Source organism: Agromyces excoecariae, from assembly GCF_051715505.1.
In the GTDB taxonomy this organism is placed as follows: Bacteria; Actinomycetota; Actinomycetes; order Actinomycetales; family Microbacteriaceae; genus Agromyces.
Genome location: NZ_JBPSLA010000014.1, coordinates 24,251 through 41,905, shown reverse-complemented (window position 1 = coordinate 41,905; position 17,655 = coordinate 24,251). Strand labels below are relative to the sequence as shown.

Below are 17,655 nucleotides of genomic sequence, written 5' to 3'. Positions count from 1 at the left end.
GGAGGCCGCCATGCACCGTACGACCGAGACCGTAGAGGACGAGGTGGTCCTGCTCGACGAGTCGGGCACGCCCATCGGCCGAGCCCCGAAGAGCGCGGCCCACGGACCCGACACGGCGCTGCACCTCGCCTTCTCGTGCCACATCGTCAACCCGATCGGCGAGGTGCTCATCACGCGCCGCGCCGTCACGAAGCAGACCTGGGCGGGTGTGTGGACGAATTCGTTCTGCGGCCACCCCAAGCCGGCCGAGCCGCTGCTGCACGCCGTGCGTCGTCGCGCCGACTTCGAGCTCGGGCTCGAACTCGACACCGTCGAGCTGGCGCTGCCCCTCTTCCGGTACCGGGCGACGGACGCCAACGGCATCGTCGAGAACGAGGTGTGCCCGGTCTACGTCGCGACCGCGGCCGGCGAGCCCGACCCGAATCCGCGCGAGGTCGCGGAGTACCGCTGGGTCGACCCGCGGGCCCTCGCCACCGCCGCCGATGCAGCGCCGTGGGCGTTCAGCCCGTGGCTCGTGCTCCAGGCGAAGGAACTGGAGCTCTTCCGTGCCTGAACTGCTCGACTCCGCGATCGACGAGGAGCTCCGCCGGTTCTTCGCCGACGCGCGGGACCGGGCGGGCGCGTACGGCAGCCACTACACGGCGCTGTGGGAGTCGATCGAGCAGCAGAGCTCCGGCGGCAAGCGCGTCCGCCCGCGGCTGGTGTGGTCGGCGTACCACGGATTCGGCGGGTCGGAACGAGCGCTCGCCACTCGCGTGGCCCTCGCCTTCGAGCTGCTGCACACGGCGTTCCTGATCCACGACGACCTGATCGATCGCGACACGGTCCGGCGCGGTATGCCGAACGTGGCGGGGCGGTTCGCGGCCCGCGCGCAGGCGCACGGCGGCGACGAACGCGCGGGCGAGGTCTGGGCGTCGACCGCCTCCGTGCTCGCGGGCGACCTGGCCCTCAGCCGTGCGCACCGCGAGCTCGCGATGCTCCCGGTCGATCGGGCCTGCCGCGAGTCGCTCCTGGACATCCTCGACCATGCGGTGTTCGTCTCGGCGGCCGGCGAGCTCGCCGACGTGGTCTCGACGCTCGACGGATCGACGCCGGCGCTCGAGGGCGTGCTCGCGACGCTCGAGCAGAAGACCGCGGTCTACTCGTTCGAGGCGCCGCTCGCGGCCGGCGCCGTGCTCGCGAGCGCGCCGGAGCCCGCGGTGGCGGCACTCTGCCGGTTCGGCCGCCTCGCCGGAGTCGCCTTCCAGATCGTCGACGACGTCCTCGGGGTGTTCGGTGATCCCTCGGTGACGGGCAAGTCGGCATCGGCCGACCTCCGCGAGGGCAAGCGCACCGCGCTCATCGCGCATGCCGCGACGACGTCCTCGTGGCCGAGCATCCGGCAGCGGCTGGGCGACCCGTCGCTCGACGACGAGTCGGCCGCCGGACTCCGCGAGGAGCTCCGGGCCTGCGGCGCGCTGGATGCAGCGCTGGCCCTCGCCCACGAGCACGTCACGCTCGCCCGATACGAGCTCGACGCCGCCGAACTGCCGCAGGCCCTCCGCGCGGAGCTCGGCGAGTTCGCGCAGCGCGCGACGGAGCGGGTGCGATGAATCGACGGCACGACCCCACCCTCCTGGAGCGGTACTCGGAGGCCGCCGAGGCGAGTTCGGCCACGGTGATCGCCCGGTACTCGACCTCGTTCGGCGCGGCGGCCCGGCTCCTCGACGCGGAGTCCCGTCGCCGGATCAGGTCGGTGTACGCACTCGTCCGCATCGCGGACGAAGTCGTCGACGGCGCCGCGGCCGAGGCCGGGCTGACGCTCGACGAGCAACTCGAGGTCCTCGACGGGCTCGAGGCCGAGACGGAGCGGGCGATGGCGTGCGGGTATTCCGCGAACCTCGTCGTGCACGCGTTCGCGGGCGTCGCCCGCGGGACCGGGTTCGGCACGGAGCTCACGAGGCCCTTCTTCGCCTCGATGCGGCGCGACCTCGATCCGGCACCGTTCGCGCCGGAGGAGATCGGTCCGTACATCCACGGGTCTGCCGAGGTCGTCGGCCTGATGTGCCTGCAGACCTTCCTCGCTGCCGACGTCCCTGGAGCCGACAGCGCCGTCGATCCCGAACGGCGTACGCGCCTCGAGCGCGGCGCGGTCCACCTCGGCGCGGCGTTCCAGAAGATCAACTTCCTCCGCGACCTGGCGATGGATTGGCGGACGCTCGGGCGCAACTACTTCCCCGGCGTCGACCCCGACGCGTTCACCGAGGCCGACAAGACCGCGATCCTCGACGACATCGACCACGACCTCGCGATCGCGGGCGACGTGCTCCACGAGCTCCCGCGCCGAGCGCGGACCGCGGTCGCCGCGGCGCACGGCCTGTTCGCGAGCCTGTCGGCACGATGCCGCGCCACGCCGGCCTCCGAGATCATCGCGACGCGGATCCGCGTCCCGGACGGCGAGAAGCTGGCGATCGCCGTCCGATCAGCACTCATCACTGGAGGGAATCGACGATGATCGGGTCGTCCGAACGGATCGTGGTGATCGGCGGCGGGATCGCAGGGCTCGCGGCCTCGGCGCTCCTCGCGCGCGACGGCCACCGCGTCACCCTCCTGGAGGCACGCGACGAACTCGGGGGCCGGGCGGGGAGCTGGTCGAGCCACGGGTTCCGGTTCGACACCGGACCGTCGTGGTTCCTGATGCCGGAGGTCTTCGACCACTTCTTCCGCCTGTTCGGCAGCAGCGCCGCGGACGAGCTCGATCTCGTGCAGCTCGATCCCGGCTACCGCGTGTGGGCCGACGGCCACGACCGGCCGCTCGACGTGCAGCCGACACGAGCAGGGAACGTCGCGCTGTTCGAGTCGATCGAGCCGGGAGCCGGCGCCGCCCTCGAGCGCTACCTCGACTCCGCGGCGTCCGCGTACGACGTCGCCCGCCGGCGGTTCCTCTACACGAACTTCGACGATCCCCGTTCGCTGCTCTCCGGCGAGGTCCTCCGGCAGGCGGGGCGCTTCGCGACGCTCCTCACGACGCCGCTCGAGCGGTTCGCCGCCCGCGCCGTCAACGATCGTCGTCTGCGGCAGGTGCTCGGCTATCCGGCCGTGTTCCTCGGTTCCTCGCCGGATGCGACGCCCGCCATGTACCACCTGATGAGCCACATGGACCTGGAGCAGGGCGTGTTCTACCCGCGCGGAGGGTTCGCCGAGCTCATCGACCGCGTCGCCGCGCTCGCGGTCGCGGCAGGCGTCGACGTCGTCACCGGTGCGCGCGTCGAGGCGATCGAGTTGTCCTCGAGCGGTGCCCGGCCGGCCGTCGCCGGAGCTCGTTTCAGGTCGGCATCGGGCCGGAGCGTCGTCGCCCCGGCGCATCGGGTCGTGTCCGCCGCCGACCTGCACCACACCGAGACCGAACTGCTCCCGCGGCACGCTCAGACGTATCCGGAGGCCTGGTGGCGCCGCCGCAACCCCGGCCCGGGCGCGGTGCTGGCCATGCTCGGCATCCGCGGGACGGTGCCGGGCCTCGCGCACCACACCCTCTTCTTCACCGAGGACTGGCATGAGAACTTCGGTGCCATCTTCGGCGGTGACCCGCACGTGCCCGATCCCGCATCCTTCTACGCGTGCATGCCGAGCGCGACGGATGCCTCGGTGGCACCCGCCGGCGACACCAACCTGTTCCTCCTGGTGCCGGTGCCGGCCGACCCGGCGATCGGACGGGGCGGGGAGGACGGCACGGGCGACCGCCTCGTCGAGGAGACCGCCGACCGCGCCATCCGCCGGATCGCCGAGGTCTCGGGCCTCGACGACCTGCAGGAGCGCATCGTGGTGCGCCGGACGGTGGGCCCTGCCGACTTCGCCGCCGACCTCAACTCGTGGCAGGGCGGTGCGCTCGGCCCGGCGCACACGCTCCGGCAATCGGCGATGCTCCGCGGAACGAATCGGTCGCGGCGCGTCGACGGCCTGTATTACGCGGGCGGGTCGACCGTTCCGGGCATCGGCCTGCCGATGTGCCTGATCAGCGCCGAGAACGTCCTGAAGCGCGTGCGCGGCGACCGGTCGCCCGGCCCACTCGCGGAGCCCGTCGGCACGGGCGCTCACGAGCCGGCCGACCCGACCACGACCGTCGCATGACGGCGTTCGCCTACCTCTCCGGCCTGCTCGTCGTCATCGGATGCATGGCGCTCATCGACGCCCGCTGGCGCCTCGTGTTCTGGCGGGCACCGCTGGCCGCGGCGGTCGCCGTCGTCGTGGGCGTCGCGTTCTTCCTCGTGTGGGACGCGGCGGGCATCGTCACCGGGGTCTTCTTCCGCGGCACGTCGGAGATCGTGACCGGGATCGAGCTCGCACCGGAGCTTCCGCTCGAGGAGCCGGTCTTCCTCCTCTTCCTGTGCTACCTCACGCTCGTCCTCGTGCTCGGCGGCGAGCGCGCCCTCGCCGTGCTCGACCGTCGTGGCGCCGCAACGGAGCGGGAGGAGCGTCGGTGACGTACCTGCTGATCAGCCTCCCGTTCCTCGCCGTCGCCGTGTTCGCCGCGTGGGCGGCGCGACCTCGGGAACGTGCGGCGCTCCGGCGGCGGGTGATCGCGACCTCGATCGCCGCCGCGGTCCTCCTGGTCCTCACGGCCGTCTTCGACTCGATCATCGTCGGCACCGGGATCGTCGCGTACGACGACGCGCACCGGTCGGGCTGGACGATCGGGCTCGCGCCGATCGAGGACTTCCTGTATCCGCTCGCCGGCGTGCTGCTGCTTCCCGCCGTCTGGGGCATCGGCACTCGAGCGCGTGCGGGCCGCACCGAGGGGGTCGACCGATGAGCGCGGCGGAGACCCGCGGGGGGATCGCGCACCGGGCCGGCCAGGTGCTGCTGTCGTCTCGGCCGGTCAGCTGGATCAACACGGCGTTCCCGTTCGCCGCCGCGTACGCGCTCACGACCGGCCGGGTCGACGCCCTGCTCGTCGTGGGCACGCTGTTCTTCCTCGTGCCCTACAACCTGCTGATGTACGGCGTGAACGACGTGTTCGACTACGAATCCGACCTGCGGAACCCGAGGAAGGGCGGCGCCGAGGGGGCCCTGCTCGATCCGAGCCTGCACCGCACCGTCGTCTGGTCCGGCATCGTGACCGCCGCACCGCTCGTGGCGGTCATGCTCTGGCTCGGCGGGGCCGACGAACCCTGGTCGTGGCTCGTGCTGGCGATCAGCCTGTTCGCGGTCTTCGCCTACTCGGTGCCCGGCCTGCGCTTCAAGGAGCGCCCGGTGCTCGATTCGGTCACGTCGAGCACGCACTTCGTCAGTCCGGCGGTCTACGGCCTCGCGGTCGCCGGCGCCGACTTCACGTGGTCGCTCGTCGCACTGCTCATCGCCTTCTTCTCGTGGGGCATGGCGAGCCACGCGTTCGGCGCCGTCCAGGACGTCGTTCCCGATCGCGAGGCGGGGATCTCCTCGATCGCCACGGCGTTCGGCGCCGCGACGACGGTACGGATCGCGCTCGGGCTGTGGGCGGTCGCGGGACTCCTGATGCTCGCGACCGAATGGCCGGGGCCGCTGGCCTCGTTGCTCGTGCTCCCCTACCTCTGGGCCGCGTGGCCGTACCGCTCGGTGACGGATGCCGACTCCGGCGCCTCGAACCGCGGCTGGCGCCACTTCATCCTGATCAACTACGTCGTCGGCTTCCTCGTGACGATGCTGATGATCTGGTGGGCGCTCCTGGGCTGACGGGGCGCGTGCGACCTCCACCGCGGCCGTAGGCTGGCGGAGTGGCGGAACTCGACTCGGCCCGCGTGGATGCGTGGCTCTGGGCGGTCCGGGTGTGCAAGACGCGCTCGGCGGCGACCGCGGCCTGCCGGGCCGGCCACGTGCGGGTGAACGGCGAGCGCGCCAAGGCCGCGCAGCCCGTCCGACCCGGAGACGAGGTACGCGTCCGGCTGCACGGTTTCGACCGGATCCTGATCGTGCGACGCCCGATCGTGAAGCGCGTGTCGGCCGAGCTCGCGGCGGCGGCGGCCGACGACCGGACGCCCGCGCCCCCACCGCGCGAGTCCGTGGCATCCGCTCCGCTGCGCGACCGCGGCACCGGGCGACCGACCAAGCGCGAACGACGCGACCTCGATCGCCTCCGCGGTCGCTGAGCGATGATGCGCCCCGCCGGGCGTAGCCTTGGGCGGGTGAAGGCTGTGGTGCACGAACCCGAACTCCGGCGGTACCTGATCCGCATCGACGGGCAGGTCGCGAGCGTGCTCGACTACCGTGAGCTCGGCGACACGGTGGCGTTCGTGCGGACGTTCACCAACCCGCCGTACCGTGGATGCGGCCTCGCGGCGGAACTCGTGCGGTTCGCGGTCGACGACGTCGAGGCGCGGTCGAAGCTGCGGATCGTCCCGAGCTGCTGGTACGTGGAGCAGTGGTTCGACCGGCACCCCGATCGACGCGCGCTGCTGGATCCGAGGACGACGTGAGCCGCCGACCCCGCGGGTCGACGGCTCACTCGAAGTGCTCGGCGCTCAGTACCAGTTGACGGACTGCGAGTGCCCCCAGGCGGAGCACGGCGTGCCGTAGCCGCGGGCGATGTAGTCGAGGCCCCACTTGATCTGCGTGGCGGCGTTCGTGCGCCAGTCGGCACCGGCGGTCGCGAGCTTCTCGGCCGGAAGGGCCTGCACGATGCCGAACGCGCCGCTGGAGGCGTTCTCGGCCTGGTAGTTCCAGCCGGACTCCTTGGTCCACAGCTGCACGAGGCACTGGAACTCGCCCTCGCCCCAGCCGTACTGGGATGCGGCCATGGCCCGGGCGGTCTGCTTGGCGCCCTCCGGGGTGTTGGCGCGCGCCAGCGCTTCTGCGGCCTCGCGCGCGGCGACCTCCTGGTCGTGGGCCTTCGCCGCCTCCTCGGCCTTCTGGATCTCGGCGCGGGTCGATCGCGTGAGATCGCGGACCTCGTCGATCGGCAGCACCTCGTAGTCGCCGAGGGTGGCGACCGACGACGCGAGCGGCTCGGCGTCGATCTTGCCCTCGACGGCCGAGAGCGTGTCCGCGGCGAGCGTGAGCGTGTCCTCGGCCTCGGCGTGGACCTTGGCCTCGGCGACGCCGGCGTACGCGCCGAGCTGCTCGGCGGCGAGCCCGGTGGACTGGGTGAGGGCGTCGGTCTCCGCGACGCGCTGCGCCGCGAGCGACGAGTTGACGGTGAGCCCGGTGCCGGCGATCGCGCCGACGGCGACGAGCGCACCGGCGAGGATGAGGCGACGACGTCGGACGAGACGGTTCCGTCGCGTCGCACGACGGGTCGCGGCCTCGGTGCGGAACGGCGTGGTCTCGGTGATCCCGGTGGTCCCGGCGGTGCCGGTCGTACCGGTGGTCTCGGTGGGGGCAGGCGTGATCGGATTGGAAGACTGCATAGGCGTTGGGGGCTCGGATCCTGGGGGTCGGTGGCCCTCCGAGCTGGGGCATGGACGGGCGCGAGCCGAGGGCCCGGGCGCACGAGTCCCCTACTCTGCACGGTCTTTCTGAACGAAACCTCGACTTCTGCTGGGCAGACCATGACCGTGCCTGCGTGAGACTGGACCCATGGATCCCGACCGGACGTTCATGACTCCGACCGACGACGCCCGCTGTCCCTGCGGAAGCGGGAACGCGTACGGCGAATGCTGCGGGCCCCTGCTCGCCGGCGGCGCCGCACCGACGGCGGTGCAGTTGATCCGCTCCCGCTACACGGCGTTCGTGGTCGGGGACCGCGCGTACCTGCTCGCCACGTGGCATCCGTCGACCCGACCCGAGCACCTCGAACTCGACCCGGAACTCCGCTGGCGCTCGCTCGAGATCGTGCGCACCGAACGCGGCGGCCCGCTCGATCGCGACGGCATCGTCGAGTTCGCCGCGCGGTACGTGCACGACGGCCAACGCGGGGTGCAGCGGGAGACGAGCCGATTCGTCCGCGAGGACCGCTGGCGCTACCTCGACGCCCACCGTTGAATCTCGCCCGCTCCCCAGCGCTCATCGGCGACGCATCGCGCCCGCAGAGGGAACACCGAGGTTCGCGCCGTAGCGTTGCGGGCGTGACGCCGCTCGACGGAACTCCGCCAGCCCGCCCCGCTCCGCAGCCGATGCTGACCGACCGGGCGCAGCGCACCCTCGACACGATCGACGGGCAGACGCTCGATGAGATGCGCGCCCTCCGCGACGAGACCGAGCGGTTCATGCAGCGCTACAAGTTCGGCATGGACGAGGTGATCACCAAGCTCTCGATCCTGCGGGAGGAGTTCAGCCAGGCGCACTCGTACAACCCGATCGAGCACATCTCGAGCCGCCTGAAGAGCCTCGACAGCGTCATCGACAAGATGCGCCGGAAGGGCATCGCACCGTCGTTCGAGGCGATCCGGTCGACGATCACCGACATCGCCGGCGTCCGCGTCACGTGCAGCTTCGTGTCGGACGCGTACCGGATCGCGGAACTCCTCACCGCACAGGAGGACGTGCGCGTCGTCAAGGTGAAGGACTACATCGCGGAGCCCAAGGCGAACGGGTACCAGAGCCTCCACCTCATCGTCGAGGTCCCGGTGTTCCTCTCGACCGGCGCGCATCCCGTCGCCGTCGAGGTGCAGATCCGCACGATCGCGATGGACTTCTGGGCCAGCCTCGAGCACAAGATCTACTACAAGTTCGACCGCATGGTTCCCGACGAACTCCTCGACCAGCTCACCGACGCCGCGCGCACCGCGGCCGAGCTCGACGCCAGGATGGAACGCCTGCATCGCCAGGTGCACGGCCAGCCGCCGCCCGCGCGCCGCGCGCTCACCGAGGTCTGAGACTCAGTCGGCGTCGGGCCGGCGCGCCCGACTCGGCTGCACGCGCGTCGGCTCGCCGGGCATCTTCGGGAAGTCGGGCGGGAACGGCAGTTCGGCGAGCCCGTCGTCGAGGTCGCGCCGCCACCAGTCGAGCAGGGCGTCGATCCGACCCGGCGCGGCGTGCATGCGGGCCCACGGGTCGCCGCGCTCGGCGAGGCGCTCCGGCACCGAGCGGACCGTGAACATCGCCGGGTCCGCCCCCTCCAGTTCCTCCCACTCGAGCGGGCACGAGACGGCGGCCGTGGGCAGCGCCCGCGGGCTGTAGGCGCCGGCCATCGTGCGGTCGCGGTTGGCCTGGTTGAAGTCCACGAAGATGCGCTCGCCCCGCTCCTCCTTCCACCACGCCGTCGTGACGCGGTCGGGCATGCGACGCTCGAGCTCGCGCCCGAGTGCGATGACCGCATGCCGGACGTCGAGGAACTCGTGCACGGGTTCGATCGGCGCGAAGACGTGGATGCCGCGATTGCCGGAGGTCTTGACGAAACCGGTGAGCCCGACCTCTGCGAGCAGCTCCCGCAGGGCGAACGCGGCCGGCACCGCATCGTCGAACCCGGTGCCGGGCTGCGGATCGAGGTCGACGCGAAGCTGGTCGGGCAGGTCCGGTGCGCTCGCCCGCGAGGCCCACGGGTGGAAGACGATGGTGTTCATCTGGGCGGCCCAGACCGCGCCGGCCGGCTCGTCGATGACGAGCTGCGGATGGCTGCGACCGCTCGGGTAGGTGACCATCACGTCCCGCATCCACGCCGGCGCGCCCTTCGGCGGATTCTTCGAGAAGAACGATTCGCCGCCGATGCCGTCGCGGAAGCGTTCGAGCGAGACGGGGCGATCGCCGTTGGCCGCCACGAACGCCCCGTCGACCGCGACGAAGTACTGCGCGAGCTCGAGCTTGGTGATGCCGACCTCGGGCCAGACGACGCGGTCGGGGCTGGAGACCCGCACGACGCGCACGCCGTCGGGTCCGTCGATCTCGAGGGTCGTCGCGTCGCGGGCCATGTCGGCGACGCTACCGCGCTCCCCCGACGTCGGCGATCACGCGCTCGCCGTGGCGTAGCGCTGCGCGGCTCGCGCTCGCGCCTTCGCGGCCTCGACCTCGCGGTCCTTCGGCGGCGCAGAGGTCACCAGGTGGTCGAGGAGGTGCTGCGTGAGGTGCGCGATCTCCTCGACCGCCTCGTCGAATGCCGCCTGGTTCGCCTTCGAAGGATGCGTGGAACCGCTCACCTTCCGGACGTACTGGAGTGCGGCCGCCCGGACCTCGTCGCTCGTCGCCGCCGGTTCGAAGTTGTGGAGGGTTCGGATGTTCCTGCACATGCGGTGCAGCCTAATCTGCAGCGGATGACGCGTCGAGGGAACCGCCGGCGACCGAGCTGCCGTCCTGAGGGCCGGCGAGCTCCGCGACCGGTCGGAGGAGGAACAGCCGCACGATGCGCCCCGAGTCGCGCTCGTATCCGCGGTAGCCGGGCCATTGCGCCTCGATGCGAGCCCACGCCGCCTCACGACCCGTCGGCGGGATCGGGCTGGCACGGACGCGGAGGGTACGGTCGCGGACCGTGATCGATGCGTCGGGGTTCGCCAGGAGGTTGTAGGTCCACCCCGGGTGCCGGTCCCGCGCGAAGCTGGTGCCCGCGACGATCGCCCGACCCCGGCCGTCGGGCGTGTACATGAGGTGCACGTCCCGCGCGACGCCCGTGCGGGCGCCGACGGTGTGCAGGACGAGCGAGGGCACGAGCAGCGATGCCAGCTGCAGCCGTCCGCCGCTCAGCGTGCCGAGGACGGCCTCCACCGGCGGGAGCAGGACGGGAGCGATCCGCCGGAACAGCCCGGTCCGGGTGATCGGGGCGACGATGGAGCGCGTGAGCTGGAGCACGGTCGGCACGCCACCAGTGTGCCGGGCCGGGTGCGTCGATCGCGAGCCCGGCCGCACCGCAGCGCACCCGACGACGTCGACGGAACCGCTCAGCGCCGGTCGCGCGCGGCCGGGTCGTGGACCCCGGGCAGTGCGTCGCGCGCCGCAGCGACCTCCGCCGCGGCATCCGCTGCCCGCCGCTCGGCGCGCTTCAGCCGGCGCAACGCCATCGAGGTCGCGCCGTAGCGGACGGCGACGCGATCACGTTCCTCCTCGACGCCGGTCACGACGTACGCGCTGGCGATGAGCACGACCTGGCTCGACAGGTTCAGCCAGATGAGCAGGGCGATGAGCGAGCCGAACGACGCGAGCAGCGGGTTGCTCGTCGCGCCGCCGACGAAGAGTCCCGAGAGCACCTGCAGCACGGTCAGTCCCGCGCCGCCGAGGAGGGCCCCCGACCAGAGGGCACGCGCGCTCGGGCGCAATCCGGCGAGCAAACGGAAGAGGCCCGCGATGACGACGGTGTCGATCGCGAACGCGACGAGCACCGAGAGCGCGCGCGACCCGGTGTCGAAGAGGACGCCGCCGAAGGGGCGTCCGAGCCAGTCGACGAGCGCGTCGAGCGCACCCGTGCCGACGACCGTCACGACGGCCCCCGCCGTCAGCAGACCGCCGAAGCCGATCGCGATCGCGAGGTCGCGAAGCAGCTGCCAGAGGAAGAAGCTGTCGTCGTCGGGGCGTCCGGCCAACTGCCGGAGCGCGATCCGGAGCGATCGGATCGCGCCGATCGCGGCGCCGACGAGTCCGATGAGCGCGAGCGTTCCCGCGATGCTCAGGGTGATGGGCTGGATCAGCGCCTCCGGGTCGATGACCGCCCCGTCGCCGATGAGACCGGGGATGACCCCTCCCACCGTGGCGGCGATCGCGTCGATCGCGTCGGGATTGCCGGCCAGCCAGATCCCCGCGACGGCGAACCCGAGGAAGGTGCCGGCGAACACCGAGAAGAGCGTGCGGTAGGTCACGCTGTCGGCGAGCATCGCCCCGTGCTGCTCCTGGTAGAGCAGGAACGCGCGCGCGGGCTTCGTGCTGAGCGCCCATTGCACGAGCCGCGTCATCCGTTCGCGAAGTCCGCCAACGGCGGCCTGCTCCCCCGCCTGATCGTCGCTCGTCTGCTCGGTCATCACGTCAGGCTAGCGAGCGAGCCGCGGCCGATCACGGCCTTGACGCGCGAGCCGCCCACGAGATCCGGGCGCTCGACGGCACGTCGGGATGCGATTCCGCCTCGGACGTCGACGCGTGCCTGCGGGGCCACCACACGAGCGGCATGCTCTCCCCGAACCGGGCGAGCGATCGCTGGAGCGCCGGCTGCCCGAGCACGATCCCGAGGAGCACGACGGCCAGGCCGACCAGTTGCCAGCCCTCGAGCCGCTCGCCCGCGACCAGCACGCCGAGCAGCACGCCGGCGACCGGGTTCAGCAACCCGACGAGGCCGACGGTGCCGGCCGGGAGGCGCGCGAGTCCCGCGAACCAGGCGGCGAAGGCCACGGCGGTGGCGATCACGCTGACGTAGGCGAATGCGGCGAGGCCGGGGCCGTCCGGCATCGGAGGCGCCCCCTCGACGACGAACGCGGTGGGAAGGAGCAGGAGGCCGCCGGCGAGCAGCTGCCACGACGTGATCGAGAGGATGTCGGTGCCCCCGCGCCAGCGCTTGGCGAGGATGTACCCGAGCGAGGAGAGCAGCATCGCCAGCACGGACGCGCCGATGCCGAGGGGGGCCGCCCTGCCGCCGCCGCCGGCGAGCAGGAGCGCGACGCCGGCGATGCCGAGCCCGGCGCCGAGGAGCGGGACGAGCCTCAACCGTTCACCGGCGAACAGCCTGGCGAGGACCATCATGGCCGCGGGCGAGGTCGCCATGATCGTCGTGGCGATACTCGTGGGAAGCAGTTGGGCCACGAGGTAGATGAGCGCGAAGAAGACCCCGACGTTGAGGGCGCCGAGGACGCCGGCCCGCCACCACCATGCTCCGCGGGGGCGCCGCGGCCTGAGTGCGAACAGCAGCAGGCCCGCCGGGAGTGCGCGGAAGACGGACCCCCACAGCGGGGCGTCCGGCGGGAGGAATTCGCGGGTGACCCAGTACGTGCTGCCCCACGCGATCGGGGCGATCGCGGTCACGACCACCGGACGCCATATAGTTTCCATGGAAGACAGTATAGCTTCCATGGAAGATACAATGGCCCACATGACGACGGATGCCACCGACGACCGGGTCGCCCGCATCATGCGGGAATGGCGCCGCGAGCGCCCCGACCTCGACGTCTCCCCCCAGGGGGTCATCGGCCGCCTGCACCGGTTGGCGAACGCGCTCACCGACGAGCTGGTCGCCGTCTACGACCGGTTCGGGCTCTCCGAGGGCGAGTTCGACGTGCTCGCCACGCTCCGCCGGGCCGGCACGCCCTTCGAACGCACGCCGGGCGATCTCGCGGCCTCGACGATGGTGACGAGCGGTGCCGTCACCAAGCGCGTCGACCGGCTGGTCGCGCGCCGACTCGTCACGCGACGCACGAGCGACATCGACGGGCGCGGTCGGGTCATCGCGCTGACGCCGAGCGGCCGGGAGCTCATCGACGAGGTCGTGACGGCGCACATGGCGAACGAGCACCGCCTGCTCGCGGCGATCGACGCCGACGAACGAGCGGTGCTCGAACGGGTGCTCACCCGGTGGCTGTCGGCGTTCGAGACGCCGTCGGCCACCGGGTGAGCGGGGGTCCGATCGGACCCGGGGTCAGTACCAGCCGACCGACACCGAGTGCGACCACGCGCCGCACGGGGTGCCGTAGCGACCGGCGATGTAGCCGAGGCCCCACTTGATCTGCGTGGCGGCGTTCGTCGCCCAGTCGGCACCGGCGGTCGCCATCTTGTCGCCGGGCAGCGCCTGCGGGATGCCGTATGCGCCGCTCGAGGGGTTCTGGGCGTAGACGTTCCAGCCCGACTCCTTGTTCCAGAGGTCGACGAGGCAGCCGAACTGGTCGCCGCCCCAGCCGTACATCGAGGCCATGAGGTCGCGGGCGGTCGCCTGCGCACCGCTCGGGTTGGCGGGGCCGCTCGGGTACGACGGCGTGGCGGCAGCCGACTGCTCCGCGGCCGCGGCGGCGGCCTCGGCAGCGGCCTTCTCGGCGGCGGCCTTCTCGGCAGCGGCCTTCTCGGCGGCCTTCTTGTCGAACTCGGCGACCTTCGCCGTCACGTCGTCGACCTTCGCGGACGTGAGGCTCGCGAGCTCGAAGACGCGCTCCGGCGCCAGGTAGCTGTAGTCGGAGAGGCTCGCGACGGAGGAGGCGAGGTCGGTGGCATCCGCCTTGCCCTTCGCCTTCGCGATCGTGACGTCGGCGGCCTTCAGCGTGTCCTCGGCCGTCTTGACGGCGTGGGCCTCGAGCAGCCCGCCGGCCGCGTCGAGCTGGTCGATGCCGCGGTCGGCGCCCTCGGCGATCGCCGCGGTCTCGGCGATGCGACGCTCCTGGTCGGCGACGGCCGACTGGACCGCGAAGCCGGAGCCGACGATCGCGCCGATCGCGACGACGGCGCCGGAGGCGATCCACGCGGCACGCCGGTTGCGACGGGTCCGACGGACCCGGGCGCGCGTGGCGTCGACGGTCTCGTCGTGGGTGGTCGGGGTGGTGCTGGGGGAACTGTTCTGGTTGCGCATGAAATCTCGTGGCGACGCCCGAGGTGCTGTCCTCGCGCGTCGCGGTTCTCGTCTCGGTGCTGGAAATGGGGGTCGCCGCGGCGAAGTCGCCAGTCTGCACACCCTTTCTCCACGAGTCGTGCCCATTCCCTGTGAAAGTCATCCGAACAGTCGACGGATGCTCACCTCCGTGAGAGGGGGATCCTCATGGTTCGGCACGCGAGAAATCGGGGTACCCCTGCCACTCCCCGGGGCCGTGCGAGCGCACGAACGCCAGGTGCACGCGCTCGCAGGCGCCGCGCAGCGTCGTGCCCCATCCGAGGAGTCGCCCCTCGAACTCGGCGCGGTAGCGCACGTCGCCGCCGAGGCGCACGATGTCGACACGGCCGTACTCGCGGCCGAGCGAGTCGACGAGCCGCCACCGCCCCGGTTCGGGTTCGTCGGCGGCGAGGATCGGATGCCAGGTGGCCAGTGGTGCTCCCTCCCGAGCGCCCCGGCCGGCGTGCCTCGATCGTACGTCGGACCGACCCCGATCGTCACATCGCCGCTGACGCCCGGCGGACGTGGCTGCGCGCGTGCGCGACCGCGCTCGCGAGGTCGTCGAACAGGTGGTTCCGGTGCCGGAGCGAGTCGATGACGCCCACCCGGCGGGCGAGCTCGAGGTGCCGGGCCTGGATCCCCTTCACGAGCACGGTCACGCCGCGTCGCTCGAGCGCCTGGACCAGCTCGGTGATCACCTGCGCCCCGGTCGCATCGAGGATCTGGAGCTGCGACATCCGGATGATGACGACGTCGACGTCGCGCATCGCCCCGACGCGCTCGAGCATGCGCTCGGCCGCGCCGAAGAAGAGGGCGCCCTCGAGCCGGAACAGCCCGACGCGTTCGTCGCCGGCCTCCGCCGGTCCCGGCAGTTCCTCCCGATGCACGCCGCTCGACCGGGCGAGCGCGCGCAGCGCGAGGAACGCCGCCACCGCGATGCCCGCGAGCACCGCGGTGATGAGGTCGACGCTGACCGTGATGACAGCCGTCGCGACGAACACGACTGCGTCGGCCCGGGTCGAACCGAGGACCGATCGCACGGTCGCGATGGAGATCATGCGCGCAGCGGTGACCATCAGGACGCCGGCGAGCGCGGCGAGCGGGACGGAGGCGACGAGCGAGGCCCCCGCGGCGACGATGACGGCGAGGAGCACCGCGTGCACGATCGCCGCGAGCCTCGTGCGTCCGCCGGTGCGCACGTTCACGGCCGTTCGCGCGATGGCACCGGTCGCCGGCATGCCGCCGAACAGAGCCGAGGCGATCGAGGCGAGCCCCTGGCCGACGAGCTCGCGGTCGGCGTCGTACGGGCCGGTGTCGGAGATGGATGCGGCGACCCGCGCAGAGAGCAGGGACTCGATCGCGGCCAGGGCGGCGACCGTCGCCGCGGGCAGCAGGAGCGCGAGGATCGTCGCGGGGTCGAACGCGGGCAGCGTCGGCGCCGGGAGGCCGCTCGGCAGCGCCCCGATCGTGGCGACCGGCGCTCCGGCGAGTGCGACGACCGCGGTGACGACGACGATGGCGACGATCGAGCCCGGCACGAGCCGATGGATGCGGGGCGCCACGAGCATGATCGCGGCGACCGCGGCGACGACCGCGATCGACCACGCCGAGTCGGGCCAGGATGCGCCGAGCAGCGCGTTCACGGCGCCGGCCACGGCATTCGCGCCCGCCGTCGCGGGGACTCCGACGGCGGCGGGCACCTGCTGCAGGAAGATGATCACCGCGATGCCGAGCGTGAACCCCTCGATCACGGGCCACGGGATGAACGTCACGGCGCGCCCGAGCCGCAGCGCGCCGGCCACGAGGACCATCGCGCCGGCCAGGAGTCCGATGACCGCCAGCGCGCCCGGGCCGTGCTCGGCGATGATCGGCGCCAGCACGACGACCATCGCGCCGGTCGGCCCGGAGACCTGCACGTTCGAACCGCCGAACTCCGCGGCGACGACCCCTGCGACGATCGCCGTCACGAGCCCGCTCGCCGCACCGGCCCCGGAGCTCACGCCGAACGCGAGCGCGAGCGGCAGCGCCACGATCCCCACGGTGACGCCGGCGACGAGGTCGCCCTTCCACGTGCGGCGGAGGCCGCGGTAGTCGGCGACGCCGGGCAGCAGCGATCGGATGCCTCGTGCGCCGCGGTGCACGGTCGCCGCGGTCATGACCCGGCCGCCGGCGCCGTCGCGTCTTCGGCGATCGGGGCGGCCGCGGCATCCGTCGCCGTCGCCCGCGCGGGGATGTCGGGCAGGCCCGCCTGCTCGACGAGCTGACGCTCGGTGGCCTGCAGGATCTCGCCGAGCAGTGCCCGGGCCACGCGGAGGAGATCGGCGACCTGCGGGTAGGCGAGTCGGTAGGAGACCTGGTTGCCGCGGCGCTCCGCGGTCACGAGCCGGTTGTTGCGGAGCACGGCGAGGTGCTGGGAGAGGTGGGAGGCCTCGAGCCCCGTCGCTTCGAGGAGCACGGCCACCGGCGTGTCCGCGTCGGGCGCCGCGGCGAGCACCTCGAGCACGCGGACGCGCAGCGGGTGCGCGAGGCCCTTGAACAGGTTGGCCTTGACCTCGTAGAGCGGCCTGCTGGCGTCGGTGAACATGCTGACTCCTCCATGGATTGATGAATCCATCAATCCATTATGCGCTCATCCGCGATCGGTGCGACGCGCGAAGACGAGGTCCGTCGTCGACACGGCCGAGCGTCAGCCGCTCGCCGGCGGTGCGGCGATGACGCCGGCGGCGAGCGCGGGCTCGCCGTACGCCCGTGCGAGGTCCGCGACGGTCGCATGGGCGTTCAGCCCGCTCGGGTTGGGCACGACCCAGAGCTCGGCACCCGCGATCCGCTCGTCCTGTCGCCCGACGCGGGCCCTCGGACGGTCGAATCCCTGCCGGTACGCCGTGACGCCGACGATGGCGACGACGAGCGGACGCCACGCCGCGACATCGTGCTCGAGGCGCGCGGCTCCCTTGCGGAGCTCGCTCCGGTCGAGCTCGTCCGCGCGGGCCGTGGCGCGGTGCACGAGGTTCGTGATGCCGATGCCGGCGTCGAGGAGCATCCGGCGGTCGTCGTCGCTCATGCCGTTCGCCACGTGCGGTAGCCGCGGGAGGATGCCGGCGGCGAGCAGCGCCGGATAGAAGCGATTGCCAGGGTGGGCGAAGTGGGTGCCGGTCGCGGCGGTCCAGAGCCCCGGGTTGATGCCGACGAAGACGAGCCGCGGGTGCTCCGGCATGAGATCGTCGACGCTCGCGTCGCGGTACGACTCGAGTTCGGCGCGCGTGAAGCCCACGGCGGAACCTCCTCCCACG

Annotated in this window: 23 protein-coding genes; 12 read left to right on the top strand and 11 right to left on the bottom strand. The window is 72.3% G+C overall.

Annotation, left to right across the window (positions count from 1 at the left end; all coding sequences use genetic code 11):
• Nucleotides 1–10: 10 nt before the first annotated feature.
• From idi to ACSJD1_RS13560, 9 genes are read left to right on the top strand one after another with little or no spacing between them, the layout of a single operon-like run.
• Nucleotides 11–553 (top strand): isopentenyl-diphosphate Delta-isomerase, encoded by a 543-nt coding sequence (gene idi / locus ACSJD1_RS13600; protein WP_438855826.1) that lies wholly within the window; start codon nt 11–13, stop codon nt 551–553.
• A complete protein-coding gene (locus ACSJD1_RS13595) occupies nt 546–1,592 on the top strand; it encodes a polyprenyl synthetase family protein (protein WP_438855825.1) in 1,047 nt (348 codons plus the stop codon). The genes idi and ACSJD1_RS13595 overlap by 8 nt, the downstream gene beginning before the upstream one ends.
• Nucleotides 1,589–2,494 carry a phytoene/squalene synthase family protein gene (locus ACSJD1_RS13590; protein WP_438855824.1) on the top strand — a complete coding sequence of 302 codons (906 nt, stop codon included), beginning with the start codon at nt 1,589–1,591 and terminating at the stop codon, nt 2,492–2,494. The genes ACSJD1_RS13595 and ACSJD1_RS13590 overlap by 4 nt, the downstream gene beginning before the upstream one ends.
• Entirely contained in the window at nt 2,491–4,107 is a 1,617-nt protein-coding gene (gene crtI / locus ACSJD1_RS13585) for a phytoene desaturase family protein (protein WP_438855823.1), read from the top strand. Before ACSJD1_RS13590 ends, crtI begins: the two co-directional genes overlap by 4 nt.
• Nucleotides 4,104–4,460: a lycopene cyclase domain-containing protein gene (locus ACSJD1_RS13580; protein WP_438855822.1), complete on the top strand. Its 357-nt coding sequence runs from the start codon at nt 4,104–4,106 to the stop codon at nt 4,458–4,460. Before crtI ends, ACSJD1_RS13580 begins: the two co-directional genes overlap by 4 nt.
• On the top strand, nt 4,457–4,789 hold the full coding sequence (locus ACSJD1_RS13575) for a lycopene cyclase domain-containing protein (RefSeq protein ID WP_438855821.1): 333 nt from the start codon (nt 4,457–4,459) through the stop codon (nt 4,787–4,789). The genes ACSJD1_RS13580 and ACSJD1_RS13575 overlap by 4 nt, the downstream gene beginning before the upstream one ends.
• Nucleotides 4,786–5,688: a prenyltransferase gene (locus ACSJD1_RS13570; RefSeq protein ID WP_438855820.1), complete on the top strand. Its 903-nt coding sequence runs from the start codon at nt 4,786–4,788 to the stop codon at nt 5,686–5,688. Before ACSJD1_RS13575 ends, ACSJD1_RS13570 begins: the two co-directional genes overlap by 4 nt.
• A gap of 41 nt (nt 5,689–5,729) precedes the next feature.
• Nucleotides 5,730–6,101 carry an RNA-binding S4 domain-containing protein gene (locus ACSJD1_RS13565; RefSeq protein ID WP_438855819.1) on the top strand — a complete coding sequence of 124 codons (372 nt, stop codon included), beginning with the start codon at nt 5,730–5,732 and terminating at the stop codon, nt 6,099–6,101.
• A 36-nt stretch (nt 6,102–6,137) separates the two neighbouring features.
• The gene (locus ACSJD1_RS13560) at nt 6,138–6,428 is read left to right on the top strand and encodes a GNAT family N-acetyltransferase (RefSeq protein ID WP_438855818.1); all 291 of its coding nucleotides are present in this window, start codon (nt 6,138–6,140) and stop codon (nt 6,426–6,428) included.
• 45 nt (nt 6,429–6,473) lie between these two features.
• Here the strand turns inward: ACSJD1_RS13560 and ACSJD1_RS13555 are convergent, their stop codons facing one another.
• Nucleotides 6,474–7,358 (bottom strand): aggregation-promoting factor C-terminal-like domain-containing protein, encoded by an 885-nt coding sequence (locus tag ACSJD1_RS13555; protein WP_438855817.1) that lies wholly within the window; start codon nt 7,356–7,358, stop codon nt 6,474–6,476.
• A gap of 169 nt (nt 7,359–7,527) precedes the next feature.
• On the opposite strand from ACSJD1_RS13555, the gene ACSJD1_RS13550 reads away from it, so the two are divergent.
• A complete protein-coding gene (locus ACSJD1_RS13550) occupies nt 7,528–7,932 on the top strand; it encodes a YchJ family protein (protein ID WP_438855816.1) in 405 nt (134 codons plus the stop codon).
• Nucleotides 7,933–8,123: 191 nt separating this feature from the next.
• The gene (locus ACSJD1_RS13545) at nt 8,124–8,765 is read left to right on the top strand and encodes a GTP pyrophosphokinase (protein ID WP_438856037.1); all 642 of its coding nucleotides are present in this window, start codon (nt 8,124–8,126) and stop codon (nt 8,763–8,765) included.
• Nucleotides 8,766–8,768: 3 nt separating this feature from the next.
• Here the strand turns inward: ACSJD1_RS13545 and ligD are convergent, their stop codons facing one another.
• The 5 genes from ligD to ACSJD1_RS13520 form a co-directional block, all read right to left on the bottom strand.
• Nucleotides 8,769–9,797, bottom strand: a complete 1,029-nt coding sequence (gene ligD, locus ACSJD1_RS13540; protein ID WP_438855815.1) for a non-homologous end-joining DNA ligase — start codon at nt 9,795–9,797, stop codon at nt 8,769–8,771.
• Between the two features lie 36 nt (nt 9,798–9,833).
• A complete protein-coding gene (locus ACSJD1_RS13535; RefSeq protein ID WP_438855814.1) occupies nt 9,834–10,112 on the bottom strand; it encodes a DUF2277 domain-containing protein in 279 nt (92 codons plus the stop codon).
• 10 nt (nt 10,113–10,122) lie between these two features.
• Nucleotides 10,123–10,677, bottom strand: a complete 555-nt coding sequence (locus tag ACSJD1_RS13530; protein WP_438855813.1) for a nitroreductase family deazaflavin-dependent oxidoreductase — start codon at nt 10,675–10,677, stop codon at nt 10,123–10,125.
• 80 nt (nt 10,678–10,757) lie between these two features.
• Nucleotides 10,758–11,828, bottom strand: coding sequence for a YihY/virulence factor BrkB family protein (locus tag ACSJD1_RS13525; RefSeq protein ID WP_438855812.1), 1,071 nt, complete (start codon nt 11,826–11,828; stop codon nt 10,758–10,760).
• 31 nt (nt 11,829–11,859) lie between these two features.
• Nucleotides 11,860–12,846, bottom strand: coding sequence for a DMT family transporter (locus tag ACSJD1_RS13520; protein ID WP_438855811.1), 987 nt, complete (start codon nt 12,844–12,846; stop codon nt 11,860–11,862).
• A gap of 40 nt (nt 12,847–12,886) precedes the next feature.
• Between ACSJD1_RS13520 and ACSJD1_RS13515 the strand changes: the two genes are divergently transcribed.
• Nucleotides 12,887–13,405: a MarR family winged helix-turn-helix transcriptional regulator gene (locus ACSJD1_RS13515; protein ID WP_438855810.1), complete on the top strand. Its 519-nt coding sequence runs from the start codon at nt 12,887–12,889 to the stop codon at nt 13,403–13,405.
• A gap of 24 nt (nt 13,406–13,429) precedes the next feature.
• On the opposite strand, the gene ACSJD1_RS13510 is transcribed toward ACSJD1_RS13515, so the two are convergent.
• The 5 genes from ACSJD1_RS13510 to ACSJD1_RS13490 form a co-directional block, all read right to left on the bottom strand.
• Nucleotides 13,430–14,347, bottom strand: a complete 918-nt coding sequence (locus ACSJD1_RS13510; RefSeq protein ID WP_438855809.1) for an aggregation-promoting factor C-terminal-like domain-containing protein — start codon at nt 14,345–14,347, stop codon at nt 13,430–13,432.
• 184 nt (nt 14,348–14,531) lie between these two features.
• The gene (locus ACSJD1_RS13505) at nt 14,532–14,699 is read right to left on the bottom strand and encodes a hypothetical protein (RefSeq protein ID WP_438855808.1); all 168 of its coding nucleotides are present in this window, start codon (nt 14,697–14,699) and stop codon (nt 14,532–14,534) included.
• 163 nt (nt 14,700–14,862) lie between these two features.
• Complete coding sequence (locus ACSJD1_RS13500; RefSeq protein WP_438855807.1) at nt 14,863–16,521, bottom strand: SulP family inorganic anion transporter; 1,659 nt, start codon at nt 16,519–16,521, stop codon at nt 14,863–14,865.
• Nucleotides 16,518–16,949 carry an ArsR/SmtB family transcription factor gene (locus ACSJD1_RS13495; RefSeq protein ID WP_438855806.1) on the bottom strand — a complete coding sequence of 144 codons (432 nt, stop codon included), beginning with the start codon at nt 16,947–16,949 and terminating at the stop codon, nt 16,518–16,520. Before ACSJD1_RS13495 ends, ACSJD1_RS13500 begins: the two co-directional genes overlap by 4 nt.
• 102 nt (nt 16,950–17,051) lie before the next feature.
• Entirely contained in the window at nt 17,052–17,636 is a 585-nt protein-coding gene (locus ACSJD1_RS13490; protein WP_438855805.1) for a mismatch-specific DNA-glycosylase, read from the bottom strand.
• Nucleotides 17,637–17,655: the final 19 nt, after the last annotated feature.

Coding starts and splice junctions, on each gene's coding strand:
- idi (WP_438855826.1), top strand. CDS start 11: ATGCACCGTACGACCGAGACCGTAGAGGACGAGGTGGTCCTGCTCGAC.
- ACSJD1_RS13590 (WP_438855824.1), top strand. CDS start 1,589: ATGAATCGACGGCACGACCCCACCCTCCTGGAGCGGTACTCGGAGGCC.
- crtI (WP_438855823.1), top strand. CDS start 2,491: ATGATCGGGTCGTCCGAACGGATCGTGGTGATCGGCGGCGGGATCGCA.
- ACSJD1_RS13580 (WP_438855822.1), top strand. CDS start 4,104: ATGACGGCGTTCGCCTACCTCTCCGGCCTGCTCGTCGTCATCGGATGC.
- ACSJD1_RS13570 (WP_438855820.1), top strand. CDS start 4,786: ATGAGCGCGGCGGAGACCCGCGGGGGGATCGCGCACCGGGCCGGCCAG.
- ACSJD1_RS13555 (WP_438855817.1), bottom strand. CDS start 7,358: ATGCAGTCTTCCAATCCGATCACGCCTGCCCCCACCGAGACCACCGGT.
- ACSJD1_RS13550 (WP_438855816.1), top strand. CDS start 7,528: ATGGATCCCGACCGGACGTTCATGACTCCGACCGACGACGCCCGCTGT.
- ACSJD1_RS13545 (WP_438856037.1), top strand. CDS start 8,124: ATGCGCGCCCTCCGCGACGAGACCGAGCGGTTCATGCAGCGCTACAAG.
- ligD (WP_438855815.1), bottom strand. CDS start 9,797: ATGGCCCGCGACGCGACGACCCTCGAGATCGACGGACCCGACGGCGTG.
- ACSJD1_RS13535 (WP_438855814.1), bottom strand. CDS start 10,112: ATGTGCAGGAACATCCGAACCCTCCACAACTTCGAACCGGCGGCGACG.
- ACSJD1_RS13525 (WP_438855812.1), bottom strand. CDS start 11,828: ATGACCGAGCAGACGAGCGACGATCAGGCGGGGGAGCAGGCCGCCGTT.
- ACSJD1_RS13520 (WP_438855811.1), bottom strand. CDS start 12,846: ATGGAAACTATATGGCGTCCGGTGGTCGTGACCGCGATCGCCCCGATC.
- ACSJD1_RS13515 (WP_438855810.1), top strand. CDS start 12,887: ATGACGACGGATGCCACCGACGACCGGGTCGCCCGCATCATGCGGGAA.
- ACSJD1_RS13510 (WP_438855809.1), bottom strand. CDS start 14,347: ATGCGCAACCAGAACAGTTCCCCCAGCACCACCCCGACCACCCACGAC.
- ACSJD1_RS13500 (WP_438855807.1), bottom strand. CDS start 16,521: ATGACCGCGGCGACCGTGCACCGCGGCGCACGAGGCATCCGATCGCTG.
- ACSJD1_RS13495 (WP_438855806.1), bottom strand. CDS start 16,949: ATGTTCACCGACGCCAGCAGGCCGCTCTACGAGGTCAAGGCCAACCTG.